Source organism: Roseateles sp. GW823-FHT07B05, from assembly GCF_058794515.1.
Genome location: NZ_JBXAGX010000002.1, coordinates 669,733 through 682,963 on the forward strand (window position 1 = coordinate 669,733; position 13,231 = coordinate 682,963).

The 13,231-nt window shown below is 70.0% G+C and carries 11 protein-coding genes; 7 read left to right on the forward strand and 4 right to left on the reverse strand.

Annotation, left to right across the window (positions count from 1 at the left end; translation table 11 throughout):
• Positions 1-5 precede the first annotated feature (5 nt).
• Together AC1Q7O_RS07245 and AC1Q7O_RS07250 are read right to left on the reverse strand one after the other, a co-directional pair.
• Positions 6-923 (reverse strand): PP2C family protein-serine/threonine phosphatase, encoded by a 918-nt coding sequence (locus tag AC1Q7O_RS07245; RefSeq protein ID WP_492659792.1) that lies wholly within the window; start codon positions 921-923, stop codon positions 6-8.
• Complete coding sequence (locus AC1Q7O_RS07250; protein WP_268150084.1) at positions 920-1,888, reverse strand: serine/threonine protein kinase; 969 nt, start codon at positions 1,886-1,888, stop codon at positions 920-922. Before AC1Q7O_RS07250 ends, AC1Q7O_RS07245 begins: the two co-directional genes overlap by 4 nt.
• 32 nt (positions 1,889-1,920) lie before the next feature.
• Between AC1Q7O_RS07250 and AC1Q7O_RS07255 the strand changes: the two genes are divergently transcribed.
• Complete coding sequence (locus AC1Q7O_RS07255) at positions 1,921-2,835, forward strand: YicC/YloC family endoribonuclease (RefSeq protein ID WP_492659791.1); 915 nt, start codon at positions 1,921-1,923, stop codon at positions 2,833-2,835.
• A 230-nt stretch (positions 2,836-3,065) separates the two neighbouring features.
• On the opposite strand, the gene AC1Q7O_RS07260 is transcribed toward AC1Q7O_RS07255, so the two are convergent.
• Both AC1Q7O_RS07260 and AC1Q7O_RS07265 read right to left on the reverse strand, forming a co-directional pair.
• Positions 3,066-5,909, reverse strand: a complete 2,844-nt coding sequence (locus AC1Q7O_RS07260; RefSeq protein ID WP_492659790.1) for a TonB-dependent receptor domain-containing protein — start codon at positions 5,907-5,909, stop codon at positions 3,066-3,068.
• Positions 5,910-5,970: 61 nt separating this feature from the next.
• Entirely contained in the window at positions 5,971-6,723 is a 753-nt protein-coding gene (locus tag AC1Q7O_RS07265; protein ID WP_492659789.1) for a FadR/GntR family transcriptional regulator, read from the reverse strand.
• A 175-nt stretch (positions 6,724-6,898) separates the two neighbouring features.
• On the opposite strand from AC1Q7O_RS07265, the gene AC1Q7O_RS07270 reads away from it, so the two are divergent.
• From AC1Q7O_RS07270 to AC1Q7O_RS07295, 6 genes are read left to right on the forward strand one after another with little or no spacing between them, the layout of a single operon-like run.
• On the forward strand, positions 6,899-8,056 hold the full coding sequence (locus AC1Q7O_RS07270) for a mandelate racemase family protein (RefSeq protein WP_492659788.1): 1,158 nt from the start codon (positions 6,899-6,901) through the stop codon (positions 8,054-8,056).
• 8 nt (positions 8,057-8,064) lie between these two features.
• Positions 8,065-9,690 carry an ABC transporter substrate-binding protein gene (locus AC1Q7O_RS07275; RefSeq protein ID WP_492659787.1) on the forward strand — a complete coding sequence of 542 codons (1,626 nt, stop codon included), beginning with the start codon at positions 8,065-8,067 and terminating at the stop codon, positions 9,688-9,690.
• The gene (locus AC1Q7O_RS07280) at positions 9,687-10,694 is read left to right on the forward strand and encodes an ABC transporter permease (protein ID WP_492659786.1); all 1,008 of its coding nucleotides are present in this window, start codon (positions 9,687-9,689) and stop codon (positions 10,692-10,694) included. Before AC1Q7O_RS07275 ends, AC1Q7O_RS07280 begins: the two co-directional genes overlap by 4 nt.
• Positions 10,691-11,578: an ABC transporter permease gene (locus AC1Q7O_RS07285; RefSeq protein WP_492659785.1), complete on the forward strand. Its 888-nt coding sequence runs from the start codon at positions 10,691-10,693 to the stop codon at positions 11,576-11,578. The genes AC1Q7O_RS07280 and AC1Q7O_RS07285 overlap by 4 nt, the downstream gene beginning before the upstream one ends.
• The gene (locus tag AC1Q7O_RS07290; protein WP_492659784.1) at positions 11,575-12,417 is read left to right on the forward strand and encodes an ABC transporter ATP-binding protein; all 843 of its coding nucleotides are present in this window, start codon (positions 11,575-11,577) and stop codon (positions 12,415-12,417) included. Before AC1Q7O_RS07285 ends, AC1Q7O_RS07290 begins: the two co-directional genes overlap by 4 nt.
• Complete coding sequence (locus tag AC1Q7O_RS07295) at positions 12,414-13,163, forward strand: ABC transporter ATP-binding protein (protein WP_492659783.1); 750 nt, start codon at positions 12,414-12,416, stop codon at positions 13,161-13,163. The genes AC1Q7O_RS07290 and AC1Q7O_RS07295 overlap by 4 nt, the downstream gene beginning before the upstream one ends.
• Positions 13,164-13,231 lie beyond the last annotated feature (68 nt).

The following is a 13,231-nucleotide window of genomic DNA, read 5'->3' on the forward strand; positions in this document are numbered from 1 at the left end:
AAAGGTTAGCGGCGGTTCAGGCCGCGGCCGGACTGGCGGATGACTTCGTTGATCTCGCGCACCGAGCGCTCGATCTCCTCGTCGTCCATCGCGGCCATGCCCGCCACCAGGTCGGCGTCCAGCGCCCCCTGGATGGTGGACGCAAAGCCGGAGTTGCCGAGGTTCTGCGTGGTGTCGCCGGCGGGGTCGCCCTCGCCTTCCCACTCGACGGACAGCAGCGTGACGTTGTCGCTGCGCTCGCCACCACGGCGCAGCGCCTGCTCGACGAGGTCGGGCACGGCTTCCGAGATGATCTGGTCGGCCATGTGCTGGACGATCTCATGGTCTTCCACGCTGCCCCACAGGCCGTCGGAGCACAGCAGGATGCGGTCGCCCGGCTCCATGACCAGCGGCCCCTGGCAGTCCACCATGGGTTTGCCGGGGCTGCCCAGGCAGGTGAACAGCACGTTGCGGTTGAACGGCTCGGCGCCGCGGCCGACACGGCCCAGCGCCTCCTGCAGTTCGGAGTACGAATGATCTCGCGTGCGGGCGATCAGCTTGCCGCCGCGCACGAGGTACAAGCGCGAGTCGCCGCAATGCGCCCACCAGGCCTGGTTGCCCTGCAAGATGCAGGCGACGACGGTGGTGCGCGGCGTGTCGGTCAGTCCCTTGCTCTGTGCGTAGCGCAGCAGCTGCTGGTGGGCGATGACGATGGTTTCCTGCAGGAAGCGCTGCGGGTCGTCCAGCACCGGCCGGGCGTCCTGCTGGAACAGCGCGGCCAGTGTCTGCAGCGCGATCTGCGCGGCGACCTCGCCCTCGGGGTGACCGCCCATGCCGTCGGCCAGCGCGAACAGACCCGCCTCCCGCGTGAAGCAATAGCCCATGCGGTCTTCATTGGTCTCACGGCCGCCGCGGCGGCTGACTTGGAAGACGCTGAATCTCAAGCTTTTGCCCCGGACTTAAGGTTTTCCAATTGGAGTTTCAAACGCTCGCTGAAGGACAGCTTGGTATATCGCCGCTCGGTCTCGCGGGCGAGTTCCTTCTGCAGCGCGAACACGCTCTGCGGGCGCGCCAGCGGGTCCAGCGACATGCACCACTCGGTCACTTCGAGCAGGTTGTCGGAATAGACATTGCGCAGCCGCGACAGGCTCAGGTTCAGGCGGTCCTTCTCCAGCCGTTGCGGCGCGTCGTTGGGCGGGTAGCCCTGCATGCAGGCGTAGATGCAGGCGCCGATGGCGTAGATGTCGGTCCACGGGCCCAGTGAGCCGTCACGGCGGTACATCTCGGGCGCGGCGAAGCCGGGCGTGTACATCGGGCGGATGAAGTTGCCTTCCTTGCTCAGCACCTCGCGCGCGGCGCCGAAGTCCAGCAGCACGGCCTTGTTGTCGTTCGTGATGAAGATGTTGGCCGGCTTGATGTCCAGGTGCAGCATCTTGTGCTGGTGCACGATGCGCAGACCGCGCAGGATCTCGTCGAACAGGCTGCGGATGGTGGACTCGCGGAACACCTTGTCGCGCTTCATGTCGCGCGCGGTCACGATGAAGTCCTGCAGCGTGTCGCCCTGCAGGTAGTTCATGACCATGTAGACGGTTTCGTTCTCGCGCAGGAAATTCAGCACCGAAACGACGCTGGGATGCGAGATTTGCGCGAGCGAGCGCCCTTCTTCGAAGAAGCTCTTCAGGCCCAGCCGGTAAAGCGGCTGCTTTTCCGGCTTGACGCGAGGCGTCAGTTCGCCGGGCGAACGTTCGGCCAGCGACGAGGGCAGATATTCCTTCAACGCGACGAGGTGGTGGTCCGGGTCTTCAGCGAGATACACCACGCCGAAACCGCCCGCCGCCAGTCGCTTGATGATCTGATAGCCCCCAACCACCGTGCCTGCGGGCAATGGCGCCGGCTTCGGCTTGGACATAATCGCGTTTTGTCTGTTTTGCGAGATGCGAAATGCCAGTCTACAGCATGACCGGGTACGCCAATTCCGTGGCGCAACCCCCTAAAGCCGAGGACGGCAACAACTCCACACAAGCCAGCGTCAGCGTCGAATTGCGCTCGGTGAATGGCCGGTTTCTGGACCTGTCCATGCGCATGCCGGAAGAGCTGCGCGGGCTGGAACCGCAATTGCGCGAGCTGATCGCGGCGCGATTCAAGCGCGGCAAGATCGAACTGCGCATCAACACCCAGCGCGAGGCCGACGGCGGCTGGCCGCAGCCACTGCCGGAACAGCTGAACCGCCTGGCCAATCTGGAATCCAAGGTGCGTGCCTGGCTGCCGCAGGCGGCGCCGCTGTCGGTCCAGGAAGTCTTGAACTGGTGCAAGAGCGGCGGCAGCACGACCGTGACGCTGGACGCACCGACGCTGGAGGCCGCCCGCGCCTGCGTCGAGGGCCTGGCGGAGTCGCGTGAACGCGAGGGCGAGAAGCTGGTGGCCATCCTGGCGGAGCGCATCCAGCGTCTGCGCACGCTGGCCGACGAGGCCGAGCCGCTGCTGCCCGCCGTCGTGGCGCGCCAGCAGCAGCGCTTCCTGGAGCGCTGGCAGGAGGCGCTGGCCAGCACCGGCGCCGCCAGCAGCGTGCCGAAGGAGGCGCTGCAGGAACGCGCACTGAACGAAGCGGCCGCGTTCGCGATCCGCATCGACGTGGCCGAGGAACTGGGCCGGCTGCGCGCCCACCTCGAGGAATTGAGCCGGCTGCTGAAGAAAGGCGGCGAGTTGGGCAAGCGCCTGGACTTCCTGATCCAGGAATTGCACCGCGAGGCCAATACCCTGGGCTCGAAATCGGCGGCGCTGGAGCTGACGAATATCTCGGTCGAGATGAAGGTCGCCATCGAGCAGATGCGCGAGCAGGTGCAGAACATCGAGTAGGTTGCCGGCACGCCCACCCCTGCGGCAGCCGGAAAACTCCCCCTCCCGCGCCGCTGCGCGGAAATTCCACGCGCCGGGCCTGCAGGCGGCGCAAAAAAATAGCCCCTGGTCAGCACGACCAGGGGCCAAGGTCTTCACCATCGCTGCGCGGCATGCCATGCAGGCTTGAAGACTCACCGGGAGGGGGGGGGGGATGAGGCCTGCCGTGGCGGCCTCGGCGGATCAGCGGGTCAGAACTTGTATTCCGCGCTCAGCACGTAGGCCCGGCCCAGCACGTCGGCCACGCTGGTCAGGTAGCCGCGGTAGGCGGTGTGGTTGGTCAGCGGCGGTTCCTTGTCGAGCAGGTTGCTGACGCCCAGCGACAGCTTGATGTTCCTGAAGCCGCTGTACTTCACCATCAGGTTGTATTGCGAATAGGCCGACACGTTGCGCGGGCCGGTGGTGCCGGCGCCGGTGGCGGCGGGCAGGTTCTGGTCGGCGATCTTGCTCTGGTAGCGCTGCGACAGCTGCACCATCCACTCGGCGTTCTGCCAGGCCACCTGCGCCGTGTGGCGCCAGCGGTTGTTCAGGCCGCGCGTGGCGTTGGACAGGCCGGCGTTGGGGTTCACCGGCACCACGTCGTTGTAGTAGCCCAGCGCCGACACCCAGTCGCCGTTGTTGACACCCTCGGAGCGCGCGTCCCAGCGCGTCAGGTAGGCGATGTCGATGCCGCCCGACAGCGTGCCCCAGCTCTGCTTGGGCGCGATGTACTTGAGGCTAGCGTCGATGCCGGCGCCGCGGATGGAGCCGACGTTGGACGGCGTGTTGACGACGGCATCGCGCGAGCCCGAGGCGGACAGCACGCCCAGCGTGCCGTCGGTGTTGCGCAGGAACAGGCCGGGATAGGTGGCGGGGTTGGCAAGGATGTAGTCGATGGCGCGGTTGCCGATGACGTCGTCGATCTGCGTGCGCCAGTAGTCCAGCGTCAGCGTCAGGTTCTTGATGGGCTCGAAGCCGCCGCCGAAGGTCAGGCTGCGCGAGGTCTCGGGCTTCACGCCGGCGTTGTTGGGCACCTTGGTGATCTGGTTGTAGCCGGTCAGACTGCAGACCAGCTCGGGCGCGAAGCCGGGCTTGGCCGTCGGCACGCCGTTGACCGTGGGGCAGTTCAGCGGGTCGTTGAACACCGGGATCAGCGTGCGCTCGGTCTCCTTGGTGTAGATCTCGGGCAGGCTGGGCGCGCGGTAGCCGGTGTTGGCCGAGGCGCGCAGCACCAGGCTCTTCAGCGGCGTCCAGCGCGCGCTGAGCTTGGGGTTCACCGTCGTCTCGTGGAGGTCGCCGTACTTGTCGCCGCGCACCGAGGCGTTCAGCGTCAGGTCGCGGCGCAGCGGCGCGTCCAGCTCGGCATACAGCGAGGTGATGGTGCGGCCGATCTTGGTGCTGGTAGTGGAGGTGGCGCCGCTGGCCAGGTTGTCGCCGCCCAGCAGGTCGATCTGGCCGTTCAGCGCGGTCGACAAGTCGTTGGCAGCCTGGCCGATGGGCTGCCAGTTGTCGCGGCGCAGCTCGCCGCCGACGGCCAGCATCATGTCGCCACCGGTCAGCTTCATGACGCTGCGCGAGAAGGTCGCGTCGATGCTGCTGTTCTCGGCCTTGTGCAGGCGCAGCGTCTGGCCGTCCAGCGATGCGCCGGCCAGCAGCTCCAGGCCGGCGGCATCCTGCAGGCCGAAGGGGTTGAGCCTGGGGTCGAGGAACAGCGTGCGCGACGTGGTGCCCTGCACGCTGGCGATGCCGGTCACCTTCAGCCAGCCGGAGCCGGCCTTGGTGTTGCGCTCGGAGCGGCCGTAGTTCAGGCCGGTGCGGTAGTCCCAGCCCGCCAGTGCGCCCTCGGCGGTCAGCACGAGGCGGTCGTTGCTGTGCACGTCGTTGCGGATGCGCGCGCCGGCGTCCGCCACGGACCACAGCACGTCGATGGGCCGGCCGGCCAGGTTCAGGCCCGGCACGGCGGGCACCTTGCCGTTGCCCGGGTAGTAGGGGTGGGCGCTCGTCAGGCGCACCGTGGGCGCTGCGGGGTTGTTGTACTGGTCCACCTCGAACTGGCTGTGGTTGAACTCGGCCGTGATCAGGTGATCGCCCGGCAGCTGCAGCTTGCCCTGGGCGTAGAAGTTCAGGATGCCGTTCTTGTTGTTGAACGTCGTGTACTGCGTGTTGGCATCCAGGAAGCAGGTCTGGCGCCCGCCCGACGTGCTGGGCACCGAATACGGCGGCAGGCAGCCCGCCGCATACATCGGGTTGTAGCGCACGGTGCGCAGCGAGGTGGTGGGGTTGGTGGGGTCGGTGAAGTTGCCCGGCGTCGCGTTCGCGCCCAGGCCGGGGGCGGTACTGATGCCGAGCAGCGTCAGCGCCGAGCCGTCGGTCAGTTCGGGTCGCGCCGAGCGGGGCAACTCCTCGCGGCGCTGGATGTCGAAGGCGGCGTAGACGTTCCAGCGGTCTTCGGCGAGATCGCCGACGCCGGCGATCAGCCCCAGCGCGCGCGTCGCACCGCCGCCGGAGCGCTCGGGCTGCATCGCCTCCAGCTTGATGTCCACACCCTTGTAGGCCGGCAGCGTGTAGAAGGCCTGCACGCCGCCCATCGCGTCGGAGCCGTAGCTGGACGAGGCCCCGTCGCGCAGGATGTCCACATGGCTGAGCGCCATGCGCGGCATCACGTTGACGCTGACGTACTGGTTGGTCAGCGGCTCCTTGGCCAGGCGGCGGCCGTTCAGCAGCGTCAGCGTGCGCATGGGGCCGAAGCCGCGCAGGCTGGTCATCGGGCCGGCCGTGCCGGCGTTGCTGCCCAGCGAGTTGGCCTGCGGCAGCTCCAGCATCATGTCCTTGAGCTCGGTGTTGACGCGGGCGCTCAGCTCGGTCGCCTTCATGGACGTAACGGGCAGCGCGGCCTCGTCATTGATGGAGCGCCGGATGATGGAGCCGGTGACCTCGACACGCTCGATGACCTGGTTCTGCTGGGCCAGCGCGAACGGGTGCGCACCGGCGAGGCTGAACAGTGCCAGGGCGATGGCGGTGGGGCGGGCGCCCAGCGGGCGGCGGGGGTGTTGCATGGCTTGTCTCCTGTGGGATCTGGCAGGGCCGGCCTCTGCGTGCCTGGCCCCGGGGGGAAGGTCAACGGCTGGCGCTCTTCATGCGCTCCCGGCTGTTGTTGAGGTGCATGAACATGGCGGCCCGCGCGCCGGCGGCGTCGCCGCGGCGGATGGCCTCCAGCACGGCCCAGTGCTCCTGGGCGGTGATCTCCTTGCCCGGCCGCAGCTCGGGCGACGACTCGCCGAAGCGGGCCGGCTTGGCGCCACCGCGCCGCACGGCTGCCTGGCGCGGGATGGTGGCGCTGCTCAGCGAGCGCAGCACGTGCGAGAAATATTCGTTGCCGGTGGCCTGGGCCAGCAACTCGTGGAAGCGGTAGTCGGCCTCGGCCGTGGCCTCGCCGGTGGTGTGCTGGGTGTCGAAGTCGTCCAGCGCCTGCTCCATCGCGCCCAGCAGCTCCGGCGTGCGCCGCTGCGCGGCCAGCGCGGCGGCCTCCGGCTCCAGGCACAGCCGCAACTCCAGCATGGCGAGCTTCTGCTGGAACTGGGGCTCGGCGCCGGCCGCCTGCTGCAGTGCGGGCACACCCACCCGGGGCGCCAGCACGAAGCTGCCCACGCCTTGCTGCGTGCGCAGCAGGCCGCCGGCCTGCAACCGCGAGATCGCCTCGCGCACGACGCTGCGGCTGACGCCGAACTCCTGCATCAGCACGGGCTCGGGCGGCACGCGGTCGCCCGGCTTGAGCGCGCCGTCGGCAATGCGCTCGGAAATGCCATCAACAACCCGCTGCGACAGGCTGGGGCCACGGCCACCGGAATGGAAAGAAGGCGATGTGCTCACGATGTGGGTGCTTTGGTTGTCGCCACGTCATCAGACGACTGACGTCAGTATAGGCAGCACGCTCGCGGATTGGCGGCGCAGTTTCATTGAAAAACCTATCGTTTTCCCTTTAAACAAGGCCAAAACGCCCGAGCATCGCTACACTCCAACTCATCAGACGACTGACGAGATATCCATGATCAAGATCGAAAGCGTGCGCGCCGTTGAGTTCACCCACCCGACCCGCCGCTTGGTGGACGCCGCCGGCCACTCCCACCCCGGCCCGCTGGGCCAGGCCAAGCTGGCGCTGCTGAGCATCCGCAGCACCGACGGCGTGGAAGGCCACTGCTTCGCGCCGCCACAGGTCGTGCGCCCGCATGTGCTGGACCAGTTCGTGCGCCGCGTGCTGGTGGGCGGCGACGCGCTGCAGCGCGAGAAGCTGTGGTGCGAGCTGGAGCACTGGCAGCGCGGCAGCGCCGGCCAGTTAACCGACCGGGCCCTGGGCGCGGTGGACAGCGCGCTCTACGACCTCATCGGCCGCACGCTGAGCGTGCCGGTCCACCAGCTGCTGGGCGGCTACCGCGACAAGGTGCCGGCCTACGGCAGCACCATGTGCGGCGACGAACTGGCGGGCGGGCTGTCCACGCCCGCGGAATACGCCGACTTCGCGCGTCAGCTCGTGGCGCGCGGCTACAAGGCCATCAAGCTGCACACCTGGATGCCGCCCGTCTCCTTCGCGCCCAGCGTCGCCATGGACATCAAGGCCTGCACCGCCGTGCGCGAGGCCGTCGGGCCGGACATCGAGCTGATGCTGGACGGCTACCACGAGTACAGCCGCACCGACGCGCTGCGCATCGGCCGCGCGCTGGAGGAGCTGAACTTCTCGTGGTTCGAGGAAATGATGAACGAGCAGAGCACCGCCTCGTACACCTGGCTGGCCGGGCAGCTCGACGTGCCCCTCCTGGGCCCCGAAAGCCTGTCGGGCAAGCACTACGCCCGCGCCGACTGGGTCAAGGCCGGCGCCAGCGACATCCTGCGCGCCGGCGTCACCGGCTGCGGCGGCATCGGCCCGACGATGAAGGTGGCTCACCTGGCCGAATCCTTCGGCATGAACTGCGAGGTGCACGGCAACGGCGCGCCCAACCTGGCCGTCTGTGGCGCGATCCGCAACTGCCGCTGGTACGAGCGCGGGCTGCTGCACCCGTTCCTGGACTACGACGAAGTGCCGGCCTACCTGAACGCCCTCGTCGACCCGATGGACGCCGACGGCTTCGTGCACCTGCCTACCGGGCCGGGCCTGGGCGAAGACATCAACTTCGACTACATCGCCCGCCACACGACGGCCACCTACTGAGCGCCGCCATGTTCCCGGCATCCTCGTGGCCGCTGCGCCGCCGCCGCCTGCTCGCGCTGCCCGCGCTGCTCGCCGGGGGCGCAGCCAACGCCAACTCCCCCGACGACCAGTTGCTGATCGGCATGAGCATGAACAACCTGCTCTCGCTGGACCCGGCCGCCGCCACCGGCCTGGACGCGGCCACCGTCGCCTGCAACCTCTACGACAGCCTGCTCGAAGTCGACGCGGCGGACCCGACACGGCTGCGGCCCAGCGTGGCGCAGGCCTGGGACGTCAGCGAAGGCGGCCGGCGCCTCACGCTGAAGCTGCGCAGCGACGTGCGCTTCGCGACAGGCCAGCCGCTGACGGCGGTGCATGCGGCCTGGTCGCTGCACCGGGTGCTGAAGCTCAACCTGGCGCTGGCGTCGGTGTGGAAGAGCTACGGCTTCACGGCTGCCAACGCGACGACGAACATCCGCGCCGAGGATGCACAGACGCTGGTGCTGGACCTGCCCCAGCCCACCGACCCCACGCTGGTGCTGATGACGCTGGCCACGTCCATGAGCGGCTACGTCGTCGACCGCGACACCGTGCTCGCGCACGAGCAGCGCGGCGACCTCGGCAATGCCTGGCTGACCACGCACGCCGCCGGCTCGGGCGCCTTCGAGCTGGAGGAGTGGCGGCCCAAGGAGCTGCTGACCATGCGCCGCGTGGCCACCTACTGGCAGCCCGCGGCCCGGCTGCGCCGCGTCGTGTTCCGCCACATGACCGAGTCGCAGACGCTGCGGCTGATGCTGATGCGCGGCGACCTGGACATCGCCGGCGGCATGTCGGCACCCGACGTGCGCACGCTGGCCAAGCGTCCCGACCTCGTCGTCGAGGAGGTGCGCCGCGCGACGATGTACTACGTGGCCGTCAACGCCCGCCACCCACGCTTTGCCGACGAGCGCGTGCGCCGCGCGGTGCTGCGCCACCTGATCGACTTCCAGGGCGTCGCCAGCGGCGTGCTGCCCTTCTACGGCGAACTGCAGATGCGGCCCGTGCCGCCCGGCCTGCCGGCGTCCCTGCCCCAGCCGGCCTACCGCTTCGACCCCGCCGCCGCACGCAAGCTGCTGGCCGAGGCCGGCCTCGCCGACGGCTTCGACACCACCATCCGCGTCGTCGCCGAGGCGCCCTTCACCGGCATCGCCACCAGCCTGCAGGCCACGCTGGCCGAAGCCGGCATCCGCGCCAGCATCCTGCCCGGCACCGGCAATCAGGTGTACGGCTCGATGCGCGAACGCAGCTTCGAGATCATCGTCGGTCGCGGCGGCGGCGGTGCCGAGGCGCACCCGCACTCCAGCCTGCGCGCGCTGGTCTACAACCCCGACAACCGCGACAGCGCACGCCTGAGCAACTTCCAGGGCTGGCGCACCGGTCATGCGGACGCCGAACTGAACCGCCTCATCGAGCAGGCCCTGCTGACGCCCGACGCCGCCGCGCAGGCCGCGCTGTACCGCCAGGCGCAGCAGCGCTTCGACACCCATGTCGGCGCCATCCAGCCCATCGCGCAGATGCTGGACACGCAGGTGATGCGCCGCGCGGTGAAGGGCTACCACGGCCACCCCAGCGGCGCCACGCGGCTGCGCGAGGTCTACAAGGAGGCTCGCCCATGAGCGCGAAATGGCTGCGCGGCAGCAGCAGTGCCGCCCTGGCCCTGCTGGGCCTGCTGCTGCTGACCTTCATGATCGGCCGCGTGATGCCGCTGGACCCGGTGCTGGCCATCGTCGGCCCCGACGCCGACCGCGCCACCTACGAGCAGGTCTACAGGCAGCTCGGCCTGGACCGGCCGCTGTGGGCGCAGTTCGGCCGCTACCTCGGCGACCTCGCGCAGGGCGACCTGGGCCGCGCGCTGCTGACCGGCCGCCCCGTCACCGAGGACCTGGCCCGCGTGCTGCCCGCCACCGTCGAGCTGGCCACGCTGGCCATCCTGCTCGGCGCGCTGCTGGGCGTGCCGCTGGGCGTGTGGGCCGCCAGCCACCACAAGCGCTGGCCCGACCACCTCGCCCGCATCCTGGGCCTGGCGGGCCACTCCACGCCGGTGTTCTGGTTCGGCATGATGGGCCTGCTGGTGTTCTATGCTTGGCTGGGTTGGGCCGGCGGCATCGGCCGCATCGGGCTGGGCTTTGAAGGCGCCATCCCGCGCGTGACCGGCCTGATGCTCATCGACACGCTGCTGGCCGGCGACACGGCCGCCTTCCGCAGCGCGCTGCGCCACCTGCTGCTGCCGGCCTGCGTGCTGGGGCTGCACTCCATGGCCTACCTCAGCCGCATGACGCGCAGCTTCATGCTGGCCCAGCTCAGCCAGGAATACATCACCACCGCGCGCGTCAAGGGCCTGAGCCGCCGCCAGGTCGTCTGGGGCCACGCCTTCCTGAACATCCGGGTGCAGCTGCTCACCATCCTGGCGCTCGCCTACGGCGGCCTGCTGGAGGGGGCCGTGCTCGTGGAGACCGTGTTCGGCTGGCCCGGCTTCGGCAGCTACCTGACCGGCAGCCTGCTGCTGGGCGACATGAACGCGGTGATGGGCTCGGTGCTCGTCATCGGCCTGCTGTTCGTGGCCCTCAACCTGACCGCCGACGCGCTGTACCGCGTGTTCGACCCGCGAGCCCGCACATGACCGCTTCCACCCTCCCCGCCCCCACCGGTGCCTGGCAGGCCTGGCGCGCCGATGCCGCTGCCACCGCGCGCAAGCTGCTGGCCAACCCGCTGACCGCCGTCGGCGTTGCCGTCATCGCGCTGCTCGCGGCCGTGGCGCTGTTCGCGCCGTGGATCGCCACGCACGACCCGCTGCGCCAGGACCTCGGCGCCGCGCTGCTGCCGCCCAGCCCGGCGCACTGGTGCGGCACCGACGAGTTCGGCCGCGACGTCTTCAGCCGCCTGGTGCACGGCACCCGCATCACGCTGTTCATCGTCACGCTGGTCACCGTCGTCGTCGGCCCGCTGGGCATGGCCATCGGCGTCGTGTCCGGCTACTTCGGCGGGCGGGTCGACGTGCTGTGCATGCGCGTGGCCGACGTCTTCCTGTCCTTCCCCAGCCTGGTGCTGGCGCTGGCCTTCGTCGCCGCCCTGGGCCCGGGGCTGGACCACGCCGTGCTCGCCATCGCGCTGACCGCCTGGCCGGCCATCGCCCGCCTGGCCCGCGCCGAGGCGATGACGCTGCGCAACGCCGACTTCATCGTCGCGGCGCAGCTGCAGGGCGCCTCGCACCTGCGCGTGCTGTGCCGGCACCTGGCGCCGCTGTGCCTGCCGTCGGTGCTGGTGCGGCTGACGATGAACATGGCCTCCGTCGTGCTCACCGCCGCCGGCCTGGGCTTCCTGGGCCTGGGCGCGCAGCCGCCGCTGCCCGAGTGGGGCTCCATGATCTCCGAGGGCCGCCGCTACATGCTGGACAGCTGGTGGACCGTGGCCGCGCCGGGTGCGGCCATCCTGGCCGTCAGCATGGCCTTCAACCTGCTGGGCGACGGCCTCAACGACGCGCTCGACCCGAGGCAATCGTCATGACGACATCTCCCCTGCTCGACGTGCAAGGCCTCCACGTCGCCTACGGCAGCCCTGCCGCGCCCGTGCCCGTGGTGCGCGGCGTGTCCTTCACCCTGGGCCGCGAGAAGGTCGCCGTCGTCGGCGAGTCCGGCTCCGGCAAGACCACCGTCGGCCGCGCGCTGCTGAAGCTGCTGCCGGGCCAGGCCCGCATCGCCGCCGAGCGCCTGCAATTCGACGGCATCGACCTGCTGCGCGCCAGCGAGCGCGACATGCAGGCGCTGCGCGGCCGGCGGCTGTCGATGATCATGCAGGACCCCAAGTACTCGCTGAACCCCGTCATGAGCATCGGCCGCCAGATCGGCGAGGCGGTGCAGCGTTCGGCCAAGCTGTCGCGCGCCGAATGCGACGAGCGCGTCCAGGCGCTGCTGGCGCGCGTGCGCATCCGCGACCCCGGGCGCGTGGCGGCCCAGTACCCGCACGAGGTCTCGGGCGGCATGGGCCAGCGCGTGATGATCGCGATGATGCTGGCGCAGCGCCCGCAGCTGCTGATCGCCGACGAGCCGACCTCGGCGCTGGACGTGTCGGTGCGCCAGGAGGTGCTGGGCCTGCTGGACGAGCTGGTCGCCGAGCAGGGTCTGGCGCTGCTGTTCATCAGCCACGACCTGCACCTCGTGAAGCACTTCTGCGACCGCGTGCTGGTGATGTACGCCGGCCGCATCGTCGAGACGCTGGCGGCGGCCGACCTCGCGCACGCCAGCCACCCCTACACGCAAGGCCTGATGGCCTCGCTGCCCAGCCTGCAACAGCGCCGCGCGGTGCTGCCGGTGCTGCAGCGCGACGCGGCCTGGAGCGCGGCATGACGGCGCCGATGCTGTCTCTGCGCGACCTGCGCCTGGCCTTCGGCGAGGGCCCGCAGGCGCGCACCGTGCTGCACGGCGTGAGCCTCGACGTGGCGCGCGGCCAGGCCTTCGGGCTGGTGGGCGAATCGGGCTCGGGCAAGACCACCGTGCTGCGCTGCCTGGCCGGCCAGTACCACCACTGGCAGGGCGAGGTCGCCATCGCCGGCGAGGCCTACCGGGGCGAGCGCAGCCGCGCCCACGCGCGCCGCGCGCAGATGGTGTTCCAGGACCCCTACGGCTCCCTGCACCCGCGCCACACCGTGCGCACCGCGCTGGCCGAGCCGCTGCACGTGCATGGGCTGGACCGCGTCGACGAGCGCATCGACGAGGTGCTGCAGCAGGTCGGCCTGCCACTGCACTTCCGCTTTCGCTACCCGCACCAGATCTCCGGCGGCCAGCGCCAGCGCGTGGCCATCGCCCGCGCGCTCATCCTGCAGCCGCCCCTGCTGCTGCTGGACGAACCCACCTCGGCGCTGGACGTGTCGGTGCAGGCCGAAGTGCTGAACCTGCTGGCCGACCTGCGCGAACGGCACGGGCTGACCTATCTGCTGGTGAGCCACGACCTGGGCGTCGTGGCCCACCTGTGCGACAGCCTCGCCGTCATGCAGCAGGGGCGCATCGTCGAGACGCTGAGCAGCGATGCGCTGTGCCGGGGCGAGGCACGGCACGCCTACACGCAGGCGCTGGTGGCGGCCAGCCAGGCCTGAGCCGCCCCGGCGCAAGAGCTTGACGTTGCTCAAGGCCGGAGCCGGCCCGATTTAAGGCAGATCAAGGT

Bases quoted from the DNA above. Each gene is read 5' to 3' on its own strand.
- AC1Q7O_RS07250 (WP_268150084.1), bottom strand. From the start codon at position 1,888: ATGTCCAAGCCGAAGCCGGCGCCATTGCCCGCAGGCACGGTGGTTGGG.
- AC1Q7O_RS07255 (WP_492659791.1), top strand. From the start codon at position 1,921: ATGCCAGTCTACAGCATGACCGGGTACGCCAATTCCGTGGCGCAACCC.
- AC1Q7O_RS07260 (WP_492659790.1), bottom strand. From the start codon at position 5,909: ATGCAACACCCCCGCCGCCCGCTGGGCGCCCGCCCCACCGCCATCGCC.
- AC1Q7O_RS07270 (WP_492659788.1), top strand. From the start codon at position 6,899: ATGATCAAGATCGAAAGCGTGCGCGCCGTTGAGTTCACCCACCCGACC.
- AC1Q7O_RS07275 (WP_492659787.1), top strand. From the start codon at position 8,065: ATGTTCCCGGCATCCTCGTGGCCGCTGCGCCGCCGCCGCCTGCTCGCG.
- AC1Q7O_RS07280 (WP_492659786.1), top strand. From the start codon at position 9,687: ATGAGCGCGAAATGGCTGCGCGGCAGCAGCAGTGCCGCCCTGGCCCTG.
- AC1Q7O_RS07285 (WP_492659785.1), top strand. From the start codon at position 10,691: ATGACCGCTTCCACCCTCCCCGCCCCCACCGGTGCCTGGCAGGCCTGG.
- AC1Q7O_RS07290 (WP_492659784.1), top strand. From the start codon at position 11,575: ATGACGACATCTCCCCTGCTCGACGTGCAAGGCCTCCACGTCGCCTAC.
- AC1Q7O_RS07295 (WP_492659783.1), top strand. From the start codon at position 12,414: ATGACGGCGCCGATGCTGTCTCTGCGCGACCTGCGCCTGGCCTTCGGC.